Here is a 19,332-nt window from a genome sequence, read left to right as displayed (position 1 = left end):
TCTAGTGGGATGAGGCGACTTCTCGCCAATATTCCCGGAGACCGTCTTGCGTGCAGTTTTTTCTGTGCCTGCCGCCCTGATCTGCGGCCTGGGCCTTGTGTGTTCCGCGACGGCGCAGGACTTGTCCGAGGCGGATGCCGAAGCGGCCATCGCCTTTGCCATGCATGACGCCAGTTTCACCATGTATCACGAGATCGGGCACCTGCTGGTCGGGGAGCTGGGCTTGCCGGTGCTGGGCAAGGAGGAGGACGCCGCCGATGCGCTGGCCGTCATCATGCTGCTCAACGATGACAGCGACGATGATAGCTATAACGCGCTCGTCGACAGTGCCGATGGCTGGTATTTCAACGCGGTGAAATCGACCGGCTCGGGCGTCGAGGATTTTTCCTATTACGACGAGCATAGCCTCGATATCCAGCGCGCCTATGCCATGGTGTGCATGATGGTCGGCAAGGACCCCGAGGCCTTTTCCGACACCGCCGATGCCTATGAACTCGATCAGGATCAGCGCGACGCATGCGCTGTTACCTATGAGCAGGCCAATGTCAGCTGGACGACGCTGCTGGAGCCGCATGCGGTCAGCGAGGCGGAAGGCGCTGCCATCTCCATCAGCTACGAAGATGCTGGCGACTATACCGAATTCGCCAATGCGCTGGAAAGCTGGCAGGTGCTGGAGCGGGCGGCGGCGCTGGTGACCAGCCGCTATGTATTGCCGGGACCGGTGACGTTCCGGGCCACATTATGCGGCGAGGCCAATGCCTATTACAGCCCCGGCGACAGCGAAATCACCTATTGCTACGAATTGGCGGCGGACATGTTCGGGCTGTATGTGAACGACATTCTGGGCGCCGGTGACGAGGGCGCGGAAGGCGACGGCGAGAGCAATTATTTCACCAAGGATGCTGATGAGGCGCCGGTGCGGCAGCGCGCCGAGTAGCCCCATCGTCACCACCCGGTTTATCCGGGTGGTCCATACAACGCTCCCGAAGATGGATTGCCGGGACAAGCCCGGCAATGACGAAGGAGGGGTTGAAGCGCTCTCGCTGATGCCTCAGGCCTTTTTGACCCAGCGGCCGCCGGCTTCCTGCTGCCAGTAGGTTATGGCATTGCTGCCTTTGAGGGCGGTCCAGGCCAGGCGGGCTTCGGCGACGGCGTCGGGGTCGTGGCCGGAAAACAGATAGACGACGCGCTCATAGCCCTCGGCCGATTGCGGCACGGCGCGATCGACGAAGAAGCGCACATTGGCAGCATTGGGATTGTCGGTGCCGGTGGTGAGCAGCACCGGCTGGTCGGCGTCCGTCTCGGCGCCGGCCAGCGCGTGGGGAATGAAGCTGTCGTCGCGCCAGGTCCAGAGCTGTCCATCGAGCAGTTCGGTCCGCTCGCTGGAGCCGATTTCGACCACGGCACGCCAGCCGCGCTCAAGCGTCTTCTCCAGCAATTGGGGAAGCACCATTTCGAGCGGTTGGGTTTCGAGGTGGTAGAAGAAGACGTCGGGCATGGGGACACTTAACCGCGTTGTGGGCTGGGGCGGAAGGGGGGATCGGCGTGCCCACGACTATAGAGCGCGCGGAGAGAACCCCTCACCCTCGCAAATCCGCTGAACGCGGATTTTCTATCCCTCTCCCGCAAGGGGAGAGGGGAAGAAAATGGGTTAGCCCTGATAGTGGTCGCGGACCAGGCGGTCGAGGAGGGCGACGCCGAAGCCGGGGGCCCAGGAGGTGTTGATTTCGGTGGTGCCGGCGCCGAAGGCGGTGCCGGCGATGTCGAGATGGGCCCAGGGCACGTCATTGACGAAGCGCTGCAGGAATTGGGCGGCCAGGATCGAGCCCCCCGGGCGGCCGGCCGAGTTGCGGATATCGGCGAATTTGGATTCGATGATCTTGTCGTAGGCCGGGCTCAGCGGCAGGCGCCACAGCTTCTCATTGGCAGTGAGGCCGGCACTGAGCAGCTGGGTCGACAGCTCGTCATTGTTGGAGAACAGGCCCGCATGCTCGTGGCCGAGGGCGACGACGATGGCGCCGGTCAGCGTTGCCAGATTGATCATGAAGCGGGGCTTGAAGCGGTCCTGCGTGTACCAGAGCGCGTCGGCCAGCACGAGGCGGCCTTCGGCGTCGGTATTGATCACTTCGATGGTGGTGCCGCTCATCGCCTTGACGATATCGCCGGGGCGGACGGCCTTGGCCGAGGGCATGTTTTCCACCAGGCCGATGACGCCGACGACATTGACCGGAGCCTTGCGGGTGGCCAGGGCCAGCATCAGGCCGGTAACGGCGGCCGCGCCGCCCATGTCGCCCTTCATGTCTTCCATGGAGGCGGCAGGCTTGATGGAAATGCCGCCGGTATCGAACACCACGCCCTTGCCGACAAAGGCCAGCGGCGCGTCATCGGCCTTGCCGCCGCGCCATTGCATGACGACGAGGCGCGCCGGACGGTCAGAGCCCTGCGCGACGCAGAGCAAGGAGGCCATGCCAAGCTGTTCCAGCGCCTCGGGTTCGAGAATTTCGATCTCGACGCCCAGCTTGGCCAGTTCGGCGGCGCGGGCGGCGAATTCGACCGGGCCGAGCACATTGGCCGGCTCGTTGATCAGGTCGCGGGCCAGCAGGGTGCCGGCGACGGTGGCGCCACGGTCGGCGATGGCAAGTTCGGCGGCAGCCGGATCGGCAACGTGGAGGGTTACGGTGAGCGCGCCGGGGGCGTCTTCGGCGCGGACGGACTTGTATTTGTCGAAGCGATAATGGCGCAGGCGCAGGCCGGCGGCGACCTCGCCAATGGCAGCGGGGCTGGCCCCGGCCTCATCAATCACCACGGCCACGGTTTCGGCGCGGGTGGCGGCGATCTTGGCCAGCAGCGAGCCGCCACGATCAGTCCAGCCATTGAGCGGCGCGTCGGCACCGGCCTTGCCGCTGCCCAGCACCAGCAGGCGCTTGCCCCCTACCCCCAGCACGTCGAGCGTCTGGCCCTGCTTGCCCTTGAAGGCGTTGCTGGCGGCGCTCTCGGCCCAATCAAGTCCGGTGGCGGCCCAGATCGCTGCCGCAGCCCCGGCAGGTGCGGCGCTTTCAGCGGCATAGATGATGGTCAGGGGGGCGGACACGCCGGAGAGCGGGGCAGTGCGAATGGTGATGGATTGGGACATTGAACAGCCTTAGTGGGCAGAGGCCGACAGGAACGGTCGGGCGGAAGGATTGGTCTTACATTGAAGGCTTTGCCGGCCGCGTCAATCCCGCAACAGGACGCTGGACAATTCCCCGCACCGGCGGTTGCGCGCTTGTGCCTGAGCACAAACTGCACCAAGGTTCGGCTTGCGGGCGGGGTGGCCCGCTCCCCGGAGACGCTGGCAAAACGGCATGAAGAGACTGACGGCCTATCTTGCACGCCTGTTTGTGACGGACGCGCTGATTCTGTTTGGCGTGGTCTGCTTTTTGCTCTGGCTGGTCAATTGCCTGCGCTCGTTCGACGTGGTGTCGGTGAAGGGGCAAAGCGTGCTCGTGCTGGGGGTGCAGGCGCTTTACACCATGCCGCCGCTGGCCATCTCCTTCTTCTATATCTGCATCGGCATCGGGCTGGCGCGGGCGCTGATCTCGTTGCAGGCCAATAAGGAACTGCACATCATCCACACCAGCTACGGGCTGGGGTCGCTGTGGCGCGCCACCGGGGTGGTGACCGGCGCCGGCGTGCTGGGCGTGCTGCTGCTGTCCAATTTCATCGAGCCCTATGCCAATCAGCGGCTCAATACGCTGAGCGCCAGCATCGCCGCGGATCTGGTGAGTTCGACGCTGCGGCCGGGGCGGTTCACCCAGGTGACGCCGGGGGTGATTCTGCTGATCGGCGGCCGTTCGGGCAGCGGCGAAATCGAGGAATTCTTTGCCGATGACCGGCGCCAACCCGGCCGGCGGCGCACCTATATTGCCGACACGGCGCGGGTTTCGACGGATGGCGAGACCTATGTCATCGAGCTGCGTGACGGCGCGATGCAATATGTCGAGGCCGATGGCCGGTTCTCGGAGATTTCCTTTGCCCGCTACGACATCAGCGTCGAAGGCCTGTCGCAGCCTTATGGCGTGACCGATCCGCTGCAGGAGCATGACAGTATCCAACTGGTGCGCGACGCCATCGCCAATGACGACTGGAGCCAGCAGCGGGTGATGCTGCTGACCAACCGGCTGGCCGAGGGGCTGCGGGTGATCGGCATGGCGATGATGGTGTTGGCGATGATGGCGTTTCCCAGTGGGCGGCGGTCGCGCATCCCCGTGCCGATGGAAGCGGCGGTGTTACTGATCGCCTTTGGCGAGCGGGGACTGAGCGCCTATAGCCCGCTGGGCACGGCGACCGGGGCGCTGGTGCTGGTGATCATCGCCGGCAGCGTGCTGCTGTGGCGGGTGCGACCGCGCCGCATTCCCGAGGCGGTGACGCCATGAGCAGGATCGACTGGCTGGTGCTCAACCGGCTCGGCAGCCGCATCGGGGTGACGGTGTTCGTGTTTTACGGGCTGATCGCGCTGGTGGAATCGCTCGACACCTGGCGCTTCAATTTCGTCGCCGAGGCGCATGGCGTGCCGATGGCCATCGTCATGGTGCTGATGAGCGCCGTGCGCTGGACCATCAAGACGCTGCCGGTGACGGTGCTGATGGGGGCGATCCTGGGGTTTATCGACCTCAAGAGCCGGCAGGAACTGACGGTGATCCATGCCAGCGGGATTTCGATCTGGCGGGCGGTGCGCGCGCCGGTGATCGTGCTGGCGCTGTTGAGTCTGGTGATCTCGCTGGGGCTGGAGACGGCCAGCACCCAGATCAACCGCGACCTGTATCCCACCCCGCCCGGACAGGCGGCGATGCTGACCCCGGCCGACGAAGTCTGGCTCGAGCAGCGCAGCGGCGAGCTGCATTATGTGCTGATGGCCAGCGGCATGCAGGGCGGCGGCGCGACGCTGGGCAATGTGACGGTGTTCCAGCTGGGTGACAGCCCGGCGCCGCGCATCGAGGCGCCGACCGCGCGGCTGGAGGATGGGCAATGGGTGTTTCCGACCGCCACCATCCTGACGCCGGAAAAGCCGCCGCAGCAGGTGACGGACTATGCCATCGCCACCAGTTCCTCCGCGGCCGAGCTGGAGCTCAAGCTGATGTCGACCGAGGACATGACTTTTTTTGAACTGGCGGACCTGTTGCGGGCCGGCGTGAGCGACCCCGCCATCCGCAATGCGGCGGCCATGCGGCTGGTTAAACTATTGGCGCTGCCGCTGGTTTTGACCGGCTCGCTGTTCATTGCTTTTGCGTTTACCGCAGGTTATCGAAGAGCCTCTAATTATGGACCTGCGGTTCTGTACGGGATCGTGCTCGGGTTTGTTGTATTCGTGATTACCGAGATGGCCGACCGTGCCGGGTCGACCGGGGTTCTCGATCCCACGTTTGCGGCAGTTGGCCCGGCATTCGTAGCCATCGTCATCGGCGTGACGGTGTTGCTGCATAGGGAAGACGGGCGCGTTTGAGGATGATGGCCAAGGCCAAGAGGGGGACACCGTCGTGGCGACTGGCCTGTGCCAGCGCAGTGTTGACGCTCGCCCTCAGCTCCGGCGCCATGGCCCAGGGGATTTTGCCCGCCAGCCTGTTCAGCGCCCCGATCGACAGCAGCGCCCCCTCGGCCATCGAGGCCGATACGCTCAGCTTCAACAGCGTCTCCAATGTCATCACCGCCGATGGCGATGTGGTGCTCAGCCAGAGCGGCTATACCCTGACCGGCCAGCATCTGGTGTATGACCGCAATACCGGAAATCTGAAATTCGTCGGCGCGGTGACGGTGCGCGATCCGTCCGGCAATCTGGCGGAAATGACCGATCTCGATGTGACCGGCGGGTTGAAGCAGGCCTTCATCAATTCGCTGACGATCACCACTTTCGACGGCTCGCGCGTCACCGCCGACAGCGCCGATTATGACGTGGCGCTGCGCACGATTCTCGAAAACGCCACCTATGCGCCGTGCGGCGACTGCATCGACGACAAGGGACGGCGCATCGGCTGGTCGATCAGCGCGGCGCGCGTGACCCAGAATGCCGAGGACGGCTCGCTCTATCTGGAGCAGCCGAGCCTGGCGCTGCTGGGGATTCCGGTGGCGTGGCTGCCGTTTTTCTGGATGCCCGACACCAGCGAGGGAGCGCTGGCCAAGCTGCGCATGCCCACCTACGACTATGGCGAGCAGACCGGGCATCGGCTGGAAGTGCCGTATTACGCCTATTCGAGCCGCTGGACCGATGTCATCCTGACCCCGACGCTGATGACACGGCAGGGCTTTTTGATGGGCGCGGAATGGCTGCAGCGGTTTGACGCCGGCTCGTTCCAGATCAAGGCTTCGGGGCTGTATCAGCTCGACCAGGATGCCTTCACCTTCACCGAAGCCCGGCGCGACTGGCGCGGCGCGGTGCAGACCTCCGGGGAATTTGTCCCGGTCAAGGACTGGAAAGCCGGCTGGAGCTATACCGCCTTTACCGATGCGGCCTATCTGACCGATTACCGGCTGACGGTGGGCAAATCCTCGATCAACGAGGTCTATGCGACGCATCTGACCGAGGACACCTATATCGACGCGCGGGTGCAGCAGTTCACTCTGCTGGGCAATTACACCATGGAATCGCAGGGCCGGCAGGGTCAGACCGTGCCAACAGTGCGGTTCGAGCATGTCGAAGAGCTGGGGCCGGGCAATGGCCGGATCGAGATCAGCGGCAAGCTGCTCGGCGTCAGGCGCGAGCTGGATGCGACCGGGCCGGTACTGACCGACGGATCCGGCAATCCGGTGCCGTATAATTTCGGCTATGCCGGCAACAAGCAGCATTTGAGCCTGCAGGCGGGCTGGCAGACGCAGTGGATCGGGGCTGGTGGCTTTGTCGCGACGCCTTATCTCGGCGGGCGCGGCGATGTGGCTTATTATGATGGCACCAGCGCCCTGTTGCCCGGGGCGACCACTTTGTGGAGCGCCACGCCGATCGCGGCGATGGATGTGCGCTTCCCGGTGGCGGCCAATGACGGCTCCACCGTGCATCTGATCGAGCCGGTGGCGCAGCTGGTCTATCGCGGCTCGAGCAGCACGGCCGTCGGCATCACCAATGACGATGCGCAGAGCTTCGTCTTCGATGACACAAATTTGTTCAGCTATAACCGCTTCTCGGGCAGTGACCGGCAGGAGACCGGGCTGCGCGCCAATATCGGTGGCCGCTATCAGGCCAGTTTCGACAATGGCGGCTATGTGGAAGTGATTGCCGGGCAGTCGTTCCAGCTGGCGGGTGACAATGCGTTTGCCGCAGCGGACCCGGCCAATACGGCGCTGGGCGCGGGACTGGGCGCCACGGCGTCCTATGCCGTGCTGGGGGTTTATGGCTCCTTCGTGCCGTGGCTGACCATAGGCGGCAAGCTGCAGCTCGATAGCGGCACCGGCGAAGTCTCCCGCGCCGGACTGGGCGCCAATGCCAGCCTGGCGGGCTATACCGGCGGCGTCGACTACACCTATCTCGCGGCCAATCCGGATGCCGGCGTGCTGAAGGACCAGCATGAGATCGGCGGGCGGATCGGCGTGCCGATTGCCGATTACTGGACCCTGTCGGGCAGCACCTATTGGGATATTGCCGGCAATAGCTGGCTGCAGGTCGGCGGCGGCGTGACCTATGATGACGGCTATCTGCAGATCGGCGCCAGTGCGACGCGGAACGGGCCGACCCACGCCACGCCCAACGAAACACGGGTCACCGCGACCTTCCGCATCAAGGCGCCGGCGGGGCTGAATGTCGGCTATAGTGGCGACGTGCCGGTGCCCGCGTTCTGAGCGATATCGGATTTTGGCCTCAATCATGGGGCAATTGACAGCGCGCCGTTCCCGCCGCATTGAGGGCGGGCAGTTGACGTGAGGCGGATGAAGATAATGGCCAAGAATTTCTGGATGCGCGCGGCGAGCGCGATGATCGTGGGTGTGGTGCTGAGCTTTGGCGCTGCCCTGCCGGCTGCTGCGCAGAATGTCGTTGCCACCGTCAATGGCACCAATGTCACCGATATGCAGGTGCAGGCGCGCCTCAAGCTGTTCGCCATCGAAGGCAACAAGACCGGGCGCAAAGGGGCGACCGAGCAGCTGATCGACGAAGCCATCCAGTTGAGCGAAGCCAAGCGGCTCGGCATCACGGTCTCGAATGCGCAGATCGATGAGGCGCTGCTGCAGATCGCCCGTAACATGAAGGTGAGCCAGGACCGCCTGGTGGCCATGCTGCAGCAGGGCGGCGTCAGCACCGAGACGCTGAAGGACCGGCTGCGCGCGGCGATTGCCTGGAATGCCGTGACCGAGCGGGCGATCATGCCGCAGGTGCAGATTTCCGAACTCGATCTCGACCAGAAGGCCGCCACGCAGGTCAAGGAATTCCAGACCTTCGATTATATCCTCAAGGAAATCATCTTTGTCGGCGCCGGCTCGAGCAACCGGTCGGGCCAGGCCAACAAGTACCGCGCCAATTTTGCCGGCTGCGATACTGCCGTGGATCTGTCGCTGGCCTATACCGATGCCGCCGTGCTCGATATCGGCCGCCGCCACGCCACCCAGATCCCCGAGGCCATCGCCAAGGAACTGGCCGGGCTCAATGTCGGCGGCATCACCAAGCCGCGCGTCGTTGAATCGGGCGTGTCGATGCTCGCCGTATGCGAGAAGACCCAGGCGGAAGACCTGACCTTCATCAAGGGCGATTTGCGTGCTACGGCCGGCAATGACGCGCTGGGTACCCAGGTGAAGGACTATTTCGCCAACCTGCGCAAGACCGCCAAGATCATCTACAACTGACACGAACGGGTCCGCTAGCCGGACCCGTTGCCTGTTGTCCGACGGGGGCGAGATGGACAAGCCGCTGGCCATCAGCATGGGCGAACCCGCCGGGGTTGGCCCCGATATCATTTTAGCACTGTATGCGCGCCGGGCCGAACTGGGGCTGGCGCCATTCTGCGTGTTCGGCCATGCCGAATTTCTCAAGGCGCGGGCGCAACGGCTGGGGCTGGACATTGAATTTGCCGATGTCGGCGCCGAGGGCGCCAACGCAGCCTTTGCCACCGCCCTGCCCGTCGCGGCGGTGGAGGGGCTGGTGCCCGACCATCCGGGGCAGATTTCGCCGGTTTCGGGCGGGGCGGTGATCCGTTCCATCGAAGCGGCGGTCGCGGCGACGCTGACCGGCGCCTGCCGGGCGCTGGTGACGGCGCCGATCCACAAGGGCGCGCTCTACAATGCCGGCTTCCGGCATCCGGGGCATACCGAATTTCTGGCCGAACTCTGCGCCAATGGCGGCACGCCACGCCTGCCGGTGATGATGCTGGCGCATGGCGGGCTGCGCGCCGTGCCGGTGACCATCCATGTGCCGCTGCGCGATGTGCCGGTGCTGCTGACCAAGGCACTGATCGTCGAGACCGTCCGCATCGTGGCCTATGACCTCAAGCACCGCTTCGGCATCGCCAATCCGCAGATCGGGCTGGCGGGGCTCAATCCGCATGCGGGTGAAGGCGGGGCCATCGGGCGGGAGGAACTCGACATTATCGGGCCGGCCGTGGCGCAATTGCAGGCGGAGGGCATCGGGGTGGACGGGCCCCTGCCCGCCGATACGCTATTTTATCCGACGCATTGGGCGCGCTATGACGCCGTGGTGGCGATGTATCACGACCAGGCGCTGATCCCGATCAAGACCGTGGCGTTTGACAGCGCCGTCAACGTAACGCTGGGCCTGCCCATCGTGCGAACCTCGCCGGATCACGGCACCGCATTTGACCTGGCCGGCACCGGCCGCGCCTCCCCCGCCAGTTTTCTGGCCGCCATTGAATTGGCCGACACGATGACAGCCAAAACATGAGCCAGATCGACAATTTACCGCCGCTCCGCGAAGTCATCGCCGAGCATGGCCTGCAGGCCAAAAAAGAACTCGGGCAGAATTTCCTGCTCGACCTGAACCTGACGTCGCGCATAGCGCGGGTGGCGGGGCCGCTGGAGGGCGTTCGCGTCATCGAAGTGGGTCCGGGCCCGGGCGGGCTGACCCGGGCGCTGCTGGCCGAGGGCGCGCGCGAAGTGATCGCCATCGAGCGCGACGCGCGGGCGCTGCCGGCGCTGGCGCAGATCGCCGAAGCCTATCCCGGACGGCTGACGGTGATCAGCGGCGACGCCATGGAAATGGATTATTCCCTGCTGGCCGATGGGCCGACGCGGATCATTGCCAATCTGCCGTATAATATCGCCACGCCGCTACTGACCGGCTGGCTGACCATGGACCCATGGCCGAATTTCTTTGAAAGCCTGACGCTGATGTTCCAGCGCGAGGTGGCCGAGCGCATCTGTGCCAAGCCGGGGGAAGACCCCTATGGCCGGCTGGGCGTACTGGCAGGCTGGCGCAGCGAGGCGCGGATTGCCTTCAATGTCGGTCGGCAGGCCTTTGTGCCCGCGCCCAAGGTGACGTCCTCGGTGGTGCATCTGGTGCCCAAGGCCGTCGACGGCGACGTGACGGTGAAGAATCTGGAGCAGATTACCCGCGCGGCGTTCGGCCAGCGGCGCAAGATGGTGCGGCAGAGCCTCAAGGCCGCAGGCGTGCCCGTGGAAGGGCTGCTGGCGGCGGCGGGGCTGCGCGGCGACGAGCGGGCCGAGGAGTTGCCGATTGAGGCGTTTCTGGCGATGGCGCGGGTGTTGCCGGGGTTGCGGCAGGGTTAGGTTGCGCTCCCCTCATCATACTCGACGTCATCCCGGCCTTGAGCCGGGATCCAGCTTGAGATGGTTGTCGACGCGAGATCTCAGGATGGGCCCCGGCTCAAGGCCGGGGTGACACGGTGGGTGGGGCTAGATCTGTAGTCTGCACCTGCGATGCCCAGTCAGACCCCGGCTGGTGGTTCGGCGGGACGTTCCGGCACGGGCAATGGTGGCAGGGAGAGCAGGCGCAGCGCGACCAGCAGGGCAGCGAGGGCGGCGCCGCCGCTGACCAGCATGACGCCGTTCCAGCCCCAGGCGACCCAGGCATAGCCGCCCAGCGTGCCCAGCACCGATGACCCCAGATAATAACTGAACAGATAGATGGCCGAGGCTTGCGCCCGGCCGATTTGCGCGCGGCGGGCGACCCAGGCGCTGGCGATGCCGTGGGCGGCGAAATAGCCGATGGTGGCAATGGCGAGACCGGCGATGATGACCGGCGTGGACGGGATCAGCGTCAGCAGCGTGCCGATGACCATGGTCAGCACCAGCGTCCAATAGACCTTGCGGCGGCCAAGGCGCTGGGCCAGACCGCCGGCCCAGGCCGAGCTGATGCTGCCGAGCAGATAGACCACGAAAATGCTGGCGATGGCGGCATGGCTGAGATCGAAGGGCGGCAGGGCCAGACGGAAGCCGGCATAATTATAGAGGGTGACGAAGCTGCCCATCAGCAGGAAGGCCGAAGCGAACAGCCAGGGCAGTCCGCGATCGGTGAACTGGACGGCGATCAGCCTTGTCAGATCGCGCAGGCCGAGGCGCGACGGGGCTGAATTATGCGGCTTGGGCAGCAGCAGCACGACCACCAAAGCGGCGGCGGCAATGGCGAGGCCCAGCACCAGCAGCGCTCCACGCCAGCCGATCAGATCGGCCAGGACGCCGGCGATCAGCCGGCCGGCCATGCCGCCAATGGCGGTGCCGCCAATATAGAGGCCCATGGAGAAGCCCAGCGCGTCGGGGTCCATCTCCTCGGCGAGATAGACCATGGCAACGGCGGGCAGGCCCGAGAGGGTCAGGCCCATCAGGGTGCGGATGGCGAGCAGCGCGCCCCAATTGGGCGCGAAGGGCAGCAGTACGCCCAGCGAGGCGGTGAGCAGGATGGCCCAGATCATCAGCGTCCTGCGACCCAGCCGGTCGGCGACCCAGGAGGCAAGCAGCAGGGCGATTGCGAGGGTTGCCGTGGTGGTGGAGAGGGCCAGCGAGGCCGCGCCGGCGTCAAGGCCGAACTCAGTGGCAAAAATCGGCAGCAGCGGCTGCACCGAATAGAGCGAGGCGAAAATGGCGAAGGCGGAGAGGAAGAAAGCAATATTGGCGCGGCGAAAGGCCGGGGTGCCGCGACGGATGACGGTGGGGGTGCTCATGCAGAGGCTGCCATGGTGGGCCGGCACCGGGCGGTACCTCCCCCTCGACGGGAAAGGCTAGGAGGGGGTGCGAGAGCCCGGATGATCGGAGCCAAACCACCCCCACCCTTGATCCCTCCCCGCAAGGGGGAGGGTGTCGACTGCAACATCGAGGCAAGGTGCGCAGTCATGGCCACGGCTCACCCTCTCAAAGAGAATCGATCTGGTCTTGTAAGTCTTTGACGAAGCTATCCAATTGGACGAGGCGCGGGCGGGCCAGGCGGGCGGCGGCGAGGATCGAGCGCACTTTCTGGGAGGAGGCCTCGAGGTCGTCATTGATGATGATGTAGTCGTATTCGCCGAAATGCTGCATTTCGAGCTTGGCGTTGCGCAGGCGCTTTTCGATGGTGCCGGCGCTGTCCTGAGCGCGGCGTTCCAGCCGGGCGCGCAATTCCTTGATGGTGGGCGGCAGGATGAACGCCGTCACCATGTCGGCGCGGCTCTTTTCGTAGAGCTGCAGGGTGCCCTGATAATCGACGTCAAACAGGATGTCGTTGCCTTCGGCGAGCTGCTCCTCGACCTTGGCGCGCGGGGTGCCATAGAAATTGTCGTGTACCTGGGCCCATTCGAGCAGGTCACCCTCGTCCTTCATGCGGTTGAAGGTAGGCACGTCGATGAAATAATAATGGACGCCCTCGACCTCGTCGCTGCGCTTGGCGCGCGTGGTCACCGATACCGACAGGCGGATATTGGGGTCCTGCTGAAACAGGGAGCGGGAGATTGACGACTTGCCGGCGCCCGACGGCGAGGCGATGACCAGCATGACGCCGCGGCGCTGAAATTCCATCAGCCAAATCCTATTCGATGTTCTGCACTTGCTCGCGTAGTTGATCGATCGCCGCCTTGAGGTCAAGGCCGATGGCGGTCAGCTCCACTGCATTGGATTTGCTGCACAGGGTATTGGCTTCGCGATTGAATTCCTGGGCGAGGAAATCCAGCCGGCGACCGACGGCGCCGCCGCCCCGGATCAGCTGGCGGGCGCTGGCGATGTGGGCGGTGAGGCGGTCGAGTTCCTCGCGGATATCGGCCTTGGTGGCGAGCAGCAGGGCTTCCTGCGCCAGCCGCTCCTCGGGGAGGGCAATATCGGCGGCAAGATCGGCCATCTGCTGGCGCAGGCGGGCGAGGATGACCTCGCGGCTGCGGCTGGGATGAGATTCGGCGCGGGCGACCAAAGCTTCGATTTCGTCGAGGCGGTCGAGCAGCACCGTCGCGATCTGGCCGCCTTCCTGGCGGCGGGATTGGACCAGATCGGTCAGGGCCTGGGCGGCGGCGGTCAGAATGGCGGCGCTCAGCGCCTCCTCGGCGTCGGCGGACATGGGGCGGTCGCGCTGTTCGAGCACGCCGCGCAGGCCGAGAATGCCGTCGAGGCTGGGTGGGGCGGCGGTGATGGTGCCGGAGAGTTCGTCGAGGGCGGACAACACGGTGGCGAGGGCCTGTCGGTTGAGCAGCAGGTCGCCCCCTGCTCCGTCGCGCTCGATGCTGAGATTGAGGGTGAGCGAGCCGCGCGCGATCTGTTTGCCGACCAGCTGGCGCAGCTCGCTTTCGAGCGCGTCAAAGCCCGGCGCGAGGCGCAGGCGGATGTCGAGGCCGCGGCCATTGACCGATTTGACCTCGCAGGCGAAGGACGCGCCGGGCACCGACCCGGCGGCGCGGGCATAGCCGGTCATGCTGGCAAGCGGCTGGCTCACGGCGTGGCCGGGGTTTCGTCGGCCGTGTCGGCTTGCTCAGCCTCCAGCGCCTCGCGGGCTTTCTCGGCGTCGGCTTCGGCCTGGGCGGCGGCTTCGGCAGCGATGCGGCGATATTGTGCAACGTTCTTCTGATGCTCGGCATAGGTTTCGGCGAAGACGTGGCCCTCGCGCGGGGACGCGCCCTTGGCGACGAAATAGAGATATTTGTGGCTGTCGGGATTGGCGACGGCCTTGAGGGCATCAATGCCCGGATTGGCGATCGGCGTCGGCGGCAAGCCGTCGATCTGATAGGTGTTGTAGGGGGTTTTCGCCTCGATCTCGGAGCGGCGCAGGCCGCGCTCGAGGGTCGATTGACCCTTGGTGATGCCATAGATGATGGTCGGATCGGACTGCAGGCGCATGCTCTGGCGCAGGCGATTGACGAAGACGGCGGCGACCTGCGGGCGCTCGCTGGCGACGCCGGTTTCCTTTTCGACGATGGAAGCCAGCACCAGCATCTGCTCGGGTGTTTCGATGGGCAGGTCGGGCTGGCGGCTCGCCCAGACGGCGGCGAGTTCGGCGGTCATGGCGGACTGCATCTTGTCGAGCACGGACTGGCGGGTGTCGCCGGGCACGTAATCATAGCTGCCGGGCAGGATCGAGCCTTCGGCCGGCAGATTGGGGACGTCGCCAACCAGATTGCCATCGCCACTGATGCGCTGGATGGCCTCCCAGGCGGTCCAGCCCTCGGGGATGGTCACCGCATAGCGGATCGGATTGCCCTCGGTCAGTTCCTTGAGGATATCGGCCATGCTGGAGCCGGCGGGAATATTGAAATCACCGGCCTTGATGACGGTGTTGGCTTCGACGCGGCCACCGAACTGGCGGAAGATCAGCGCGTTGGAAATCAGCCCCTGCTCTTCGAGGCGATTGGCGGTGGTCGAGAGCGAGCTGCCCGATTCGACGCGGAAGGTCTTGTCGGCTGTGGCGGGGCCTTCGCCGTAATATTGCGAGGCGACGAAGAACAAGCCGCCCCCGACGACGACGAGGCCAATGACCAACAGGGTCAGCAGGCCATTGAGGATATCGACAAAACCGTTGCTCGAACGGCGGCGGCGCCGGACCTTGCGATCATTCATCGTGCTGGATCACCCTCAAAGCCCATACGCATGCGACGGGACTTGTCATCGTTTTTAGGCGGCCGTGTGGCCTGCGGCATTGTTTGCACGCCGGAGCGCAAAAACAAGAGGCACATCGCGCGGCAACGCGATGTGCCTCCAATTTGAAGCGACAAAAATCAGTGGACTTTGCGCATCACCAGGGTCGCATTGGTGCCGCCAAAGCCGAAGCTGTTGGAAAGCGCCACGTTGATCTCCTTCTTGAATGCCGTTTTGGGCACCAGGTTGATCACCGTTTCGACCGATGGATTGTCGAGATTGAGCGTGGGCGGGGCAATGCTGTCCCGCATGGCCAACAGGCAGAAGATGGCTTCCACCGAACCGGCGGCGCCCAGCAAATGCCCGATGGCCGACTTGGTCGAGCTCATCACGGCCTTGGGAGCGGAATCGCCCAGCACGCGGGTAACCGCGCCCAGTTCGATTTCGTCACCCAATGGCGTCGAGGTGCCATGGGCGTTGATATAGTCGACTTCCGAGGGCGCAATGCCGGCCCGCTTGATCGCCGCGCTCATGGCGCGGAAACCGCCATCGCCATCCGGCGACGGTGCGGTGATGTGATAGGCATCGCCGGACAGGCCATAACCGATCACTTCGCCATAGATCTTGGCACCGCGAGCCTTGGCGCGCTCATAATCTTCGAGCACGACAATGCCGGCGCCTTCGCCCATGACGAAACCATCGCGATCCTTGTCGTAAGGGCGCGAGGCGGCTGCTGGATTGTCATTGAAGCCGGTCGACAGGGCCCGAGCAGCGGCAAAGCCGGCCAAAGCCAGGCGGTTGACGCAGCTTTCGGCGCCACCGGCAACCATCACGTCGGCATCGCCGAACGCGATCAGCCGGGCCGCATCGCCAATGGCGTGCGCCCCGGTGGAGCAAGCGGTCACGACCGAGTGGTTGGGCCCCTTGAGGCCAAACCGGATCGAGACATAGCCGGACGCCAGATTGATCAGGCGGCCAGGGATGAAGAAGGGGCTGATGCGGCGAGGGCCCTTTTCGTGCAGCATGATGGAGGCATCGTAGATGCCGCCGACGCCGCCGATACCCGAGCCGATCAGAACGCCTGTGCGTTCCTGATCTTCCTGGGTCTTGGGCTCAACCCCAGCATCGTCAATGGCTTGCTTGGCAGCAGCCATGGCATAGACGATGAACGGATCGACCTTGCGCTGTTCCTTGGTATCCATCCACTCATCGGGATTGTACTTGCCGTCGGCGTAGTCGCCGAGCGGCAAGCGATGAGCGATCTGGCAGGCGATATCATCGACCTGGAACTCGTCGATCCGTCTGGCGCCACTCTTGCCTGCCAGAATATTGGACCAAGTGGCTTCAACTCCGCAACCGAGGGGCGTAACAAGGCCCAGTCCGGTGACGACGACGCGACGCAATTCCATGTTCTGTTGCCTAACCCGGCGAAGCCCGGGGGCTTAGCCGACGGCCTTGGTGAGGAACGACACGGCGTCGCCAAAGGTCTGGATGCCCTCAGCAGCGTCGTCAGGGATCTCGACCGAGAATTCTTCTTCGAAGGCCATTACCAGTTCAACCTGGTCAAGGGAGTCCGCACCAAGATCGTCGATGAAGCTGGCCTTTTCGACAACCTTCTCGGCATCCACATTGAGGTGTTCCACAACGATCTTGCGGACCCGATCAGCGACATCGCTCATATTTGACTTCCCTTTTCGAAATCGAGGTTTCGTTTCGCTTCTTATTGGCGCAGTGCCAAATCTTCAAGCACCGTTTGGCTGACGAACGGGCAATGTAGGCGCGCTTTTCGACGCCTGCAAGGCAGTCCGCCATGGGTGACAGCGGCGGCGAGTATCACACTTGGTCCAGCTTCGCCATAAGCGAGTACCCTGGTTTTCAACGGCTTTCGCTTCGTTTTGCCGTTCTGACAGCGATTGATCGGCAAATCACTGACCGGTTTGCCGACCGATGCCGATCAAATCATCGCCATGCCGCCATTAATGTTGAGCGTGTGGCCGGTGATGTAGGCAGCGGCGTCGCTGGCAAGGAAAACCGTGCTGGCGGCGATTTCCTGCGCCGTTCCCAGCCGATTGGCGGGAATCGTCGACAGGATGGCTTCGCGCTGCTTGTCGTTGAGTTCGTCGGTCATCGCCGAGGCAATGAAGCCCGGGGCGATGGAATTGACGGTGATGCCACGGCTGGCCACTTCATGGGCCAGCGCCTTGTTCATGCCGATCAGGCCGGCCTTGGAGGCGGCGTAATTGCCCTGCCCCGGATTGCCCATCACCCCGACCACCGAGGAAATGCCGATGATGCGGCCAAAACGCTGCTTCATCATGCCCCGCAACACGGCGCGGTTGAGATGGAAGGCGGCGGTGAGGTTGACGGCGATAACGTCGTCCCACTCTTCGTCCTTCATGCGCATGAACAAATTGTCGCGCGTCAGGCCGGCATTGTTGACCAGGATATCGAGGCCACCCAGCGCCGCTTCGGCAGCGGGGACCAGCTTGTCGACTTCCTCAAGCTTGCTGAGGTTGGCCGGCAGAATCGGGCAGTCCTTGCCAATTTCGCTAGCCGTGGCTTCCAGCGCGCTGACGCGGGTGCCGGAAAGAGCCACGGTGGCGCCGGCCGCAGCGAGCGCCTTGGCGATCTCGCGCCCGATGCCGCCGCTGGCGCCAGTCACCAAAGCGCGTTTGCCAGTTAGATCAAACATTTAGTCGTCCTCACGGAGATAATGATTCAAGCTCTTGCCGAGCTGATTCAAGGTCAGGCGGATAGTTCAGCCACCAAGGCGTCAATGTCGGCCGGGGAGCCGATGGCGGTGCCGACGGTCTCGGGATTGATGCGTTTGGCGAGGCCAGTCAGCACCTTGCCGGTGCCCAACTCGGCCAGATGGGTCACCCCACCCTGCCCGGTCAGCCAGATGACACTCTCGGTCCAGCGGACGACGCCGGTCACCTGCTCGACCAGACGCTGGCGAATCTCGGCCGGGTCGGAAATCGGGGCGGCCAGCACATTGGCGACCAGCGGCACGACCGGGGCATGCATGGTGACTTCGCCGAGCGCCACGGCCATGGCCTCGGCGGCGGGCTGCATCAGCGAGCAATGGAACGGAGCGCTCACGGGGAGCAGCAGCGCGCGCTTGGCGCCCTTGGCCTTGGCAATTTCGACGGCGCGCTCGATGGCGCCGGTGGCGCCGGAGACGACGATCTGGCCCGGGGCATTGTCGTTGGCGACGGCACAGACTTCGCCTTGGGCGGCTTCGGCAGCGACTTCAAGCGCGGTTGCCATATCAAGGCCGAGCAGTGCGGCCATGGCGCCGTGACCGACCGGAACGGCCTTCTGCATCGCCTGACCGCGGGTCTTGAGCAGACGGGCGGTATCGCCCAGCGAGAAGGTGCCAGCAGCGCAGAGCGCGGAATATTCACCGAGCGAATGGCCGGCGACATAGGCGGCGTGATCGGCGAGTCGGATGCCCTTGGCTTCCAGCACCCGCATCACGGCCATGCTGACGGCCATCAGGGCCGGCTGGGCATTTTCGGTGAGACGCAGGATATCGTCGCTGCCCTCGAACATGATGGCCGACAGGCGCTGATCCAGCGCCTCATCGACTTCCTGAAACACGGCACGCGCTTCGGGGAAGGCGGCGGCAAGGTCCTTGCCCATGCCAACGGCCTGGCTGCCCTGCCCGGGAAAGGTGAATGCGCGTTTGGTCACGATGTGGCCTCCGATACGTCCGCGATAAGGCTGCTGTCGCCGCAGATAGCGGCGGTTTCTTGCCCGCCAAACTACGACAGGCAGCAAAGCGGGTGCAAGTTGGGAAGCCGCATGCCTGTTCCGGCGGGGTGGAGTCAAGCGAGCACATGGCACATGGACGCGTGAGCGCGTTTACATGACTGGCGGAGAGGCGTATTTTTACGAGGTCAAAGGCTCTCAGAAAGGGAGGAAGTCATGCTCGCGGACCATCGTGCTTACGCAACCATCCCGGCTGCAGACATGAACCGAGCGAAGACCTGGTACAGGGACAAGCTCGGGCTGACGCCAGCGATGGAAGACGAACTGGGCTGCATATACAAGATCGGCGGCGGCACCAGTTTCCTGCTTTATCCCACCCCGAATGCCGGCAAGGCGCCCAATACCCTGCTGTCCTTCGCCACTGACGACGTCGAAGCCGAGGTCCAGGACCTGCGCCGGCACGGCGTCATGTTTGAAGACTATGACATGCCGGGTCTCAAGACCGTCAACGGCATTGCCACGATGGGCAAATTCCACGCCGCCTGGTTCAAGGATTCGGAAGGCAATATCCTGGCGGTGGGCGACGAGCCCAACTGACCCAGCACGCGAGCCGGGCCCAGCTTCGATCCGCCCGGCTTGCCTTTATGCTCCCGCGCTTGAGGACAAAGC

At 64.4% G+C, this 19,332-nt stretch carries 18 protein-coding genes; 8 read left to right on the top strand and 10 right to left on the bottom strand.

Features of this window, described 5'->3' with window-relative positions; all coding sequences use genetic code 11:
- Positions 1-46 precede the first annotated feature (46 nt).
- Complete coding sequence (locus tag ACX3OZ_RS15615) at positions 47-937, top strand: DUF4344 domain-containing metallopeptidase (RefSeq protein ID WP_459096834.1); 891 nt, start codon at positions 47-49, stop codon at positions 935-937.
- A 114-nt stretch (positions 938-1,051) separates the two neighbouring features.
- On the opposite strand, the gene ACX3OZ_RS15610 is transcribed toward ACX3OZ_RS15615, so the two are convergent.
- Positions 1,052-1,498 (bottom strand): DNA polymerase III subunit chi, encoded by a 447-nt coding sequence (locus ACX3OZ_RS15610; protein ID WP_459104844.1) that lies wholly within the window; start codon positions 1,496-1,498, stop codon positions 1,052-1,054.
- Between the two features lie 153 nt (positions 1,499-1,651).
- Positions 1,652-3,133 carry a leucyl aminopeptidase gene (locus tag ACX3OZ_RS15605; protein WP_459096836.1) on the bottom strand — a complete coding sequence of 494 codons (1,482 nt, stop codon included), beginning with the start codon at positions 3,131-3,133 and terminating at the stop codon, positions 1,652-1,654.
- 211 nt (positions 3,134-3,344) lie between these two features.
- Between ACX3OZ_RS15605 and ACX3OZ_RS15600 the strand changes: the two genes are divergently transcribed.
- The 6 genes from ACX3OZ_RS15600 (at position 3,345) to rsmA (ending at position 10,695) form a co-directional block, all read left to right on the top strand.
- Positions 3,345-4,415, top strand: coding sequence for an LptF/LptG family permease (locus ACX3OZ_RS15600; protein WP_459096837.1), 1,071 nt, complete (start codon positions 3,345-3,347; stop codon positions 4,413-4,415).
- Positions 4,412-5,482: an LptF/LptG family permease gene (locus tag ACX3OZ_RS15595; RefSeq protein ID WP_459096838.1), complete on the top strand. Its 1,071-nt coding sequence runs from the start codon at positions 4,412-4,414 to the stop codon at positions 5,480-5,482. The genes ACX3OZ_RS15600 and ACX3OZ_RS15595 overlap by 4 nt, the downstream gene beginning before the upstream one ends.
- A gap of 59 nt (positions 5,483-5,541) precedes the next feature.
- Entirely contained in the window at positions 5,542-7,803 is a 2,262-nt protein-coding gene (locus ACX3OZ_RS15590; protein ID WP_459104843.1) for an LPS-assembly protein LptD, read from the top strand.
- Positions 7,804-7,899: 96 nt separating this feature from the next.
- Entirely contained in the window at positions 7,900-8,799 is a 900-nt protein-coding gene (locus ACX3OZ_RS15585; RefSeq protein WP_459096840.1) for a peptidylprolyl isomerase, read from the top strand.
- A gap of 52 nt (positions 8,800-8,851) precedes the next feature.
- On the top strand, positions 8,852-9,850 hold the full coding sequence (pdxA, locus tag ACX3OZ_RS15580; RefSeq protein ID WP_459096841.1) for a 4-hydroxythreonine-4-phosphate dehydrogenase PdxA: 999 nt from the start codon (positions 8,852-8,854) through the stop codon (positions 9,848-9,850).
- Positions 9,847-10,695: a 16S rRNA (adenine(1518)-N(6)/adenine(1519)-N(6))-dimethyltransferase RsmA gene (gene rsmA / locus ACX3OZ_RS15575; RefSeq protein WP_459096842.1), complete on the top strand. Its 849-nt coding sequence runs from the start codon at positions 9,847-9,849 to the stop codon at positions 10,693-10,695. The genes pdxA and rsmA overlap by 4 nt, the downstream gene beginning before the upstream one ends.
- Before the next feature lie 158 nt (positions 10,696-10,853).
- Here the strand turns inward: rsmA and ACX3OZ_RS15570 are convergent, their stop codons facing one another.
- The 8 genes from ACX3OZ_RS15570 to fabD all read right to left on the bottom strand — a co-directional run bounded on the left by ACX3OZ_RS15570 (position 10,854) and on the right by fabD (position 18,645).
- A complete protein-coding gene (locus ACX3OZ_RS15570) occupies positions 10,854-12,086 on the bottom strand; it encodes an MFS transporter (protein WP_459096843.1) in 1,233 nt (410 codons plus the stop codon).
- Between the two features lie 187 nt (positions 12,087-12,273).
- Positions 12,274-12,912, bottom strand: coding sequence for a guanylate kinase (gene gmk, locus ACX3OZ_RS15565; protein ID WP_459104842.1), 639 nt, complete (start codon positions 12,910-12,912; stop codon positions 12,274-12,276).
- Positions 12,913-12,922: 10 nt separating this feature from the next.
- The gene (locus tag ACX3OZ_RS15560) at positions 12,923-13,813 is read right to left on the bottom strand and encodes a YicC/YloC family endoribonuclease (RefSeq protein ID WP_459096845.1); all 891 of its coding nucleotides are present in this window, start codon (positions 13,811-13,813) and stop codon (positions 12,923-12,925) included.
- Positions 13,810-14,931: an endolytic transglycosylase MltG gene (mltG, locus tag ACX3OZ_RS15555; protein ID WP_459104841.1), complete on the bottom strand. Its 1,122-nt coding sequence runs from the start codon at positions 14,929-14,931 to the stop codon at positions 13,810-13,812. The genes ACX3OZ_RS15560 and mltG overlap by 4 nt, the downstream gene beginning before the upstream one ends.
- Before the next feature lie 158 nt (positions 14,932-15,089).
- Positions 15,090-16,352, bottom strand: coding sequence for a beta-ketoacyl-ACP synthase II (gene fabF / locus ACX3OZ_RS15550; RefSeq protein WP_459097023.1), 1,263 nt, complete (start codon positions 16,350-16,352; stop codon positions 15,090-15,092).
- A gap of 39 nt (positions 16,353-16,391) precedes the next feature.
- Complete coding sequence (locus ACX3OZ_RS15545; RefSeq protein WP_046138081.1) at positions 16,392-16,628, bottom strand: acyl carrier protein; 237 nt, start codon at positions 16,626-16,628, stop codon at positions 16,392-16,394.
- A gap of 275 nt (positions 16,629-16,903) precedes the next feature.
- On the bottom strand, positions 16,904-17,641 hold the full coding sequence (fabG, locus tag ACX3OZ_RS15540) for a 3-oxoacyl-[acyl-carrier-protein] reductase (protein WP_459096847.1): 738 nt from the start codon (positions 17,639-17,641) through the stop codon (positions 16,904-16,906).
- Positions 17,642-17,694: 53 nt separating this feature from the next.
- Complete coding sequence (gene fabD / locus ACX3OZ_RS15535) at positions 17,695-18,645, bottom strand: ACP S-malonyltransferase (RefSeq protein WP_459104840.1); 951 nt, start codon at positions 18,643-18,645, stop codon at positions 17,695-17,697.
- Between the two features lie 234 nt (positions 18,646-18,879).
- Here fabD and ACX3OZ_RS15530 point away from each other — a divergent pair, with 234 nt between their 5' ends.
- Positions 18,880-19,260: a VOC family protein gene (locus ACX3OZ_RS15530; protein WP_459096849.1), complete on the top strand. Its 381-nt coding sequence runs from the start codon at positions 18,880-18,882 to the stop codon at positions 19,258-19,260.
- The last annotated feature ends 72 nt before the right edge of the window (positions 19,261-19,332 follow it).

This window comes from Devosia sp. A369, assembly GCF_054489345.1.
This window is presented reverse-complemented; position numbering and strand designations above follow the sequence as displayed.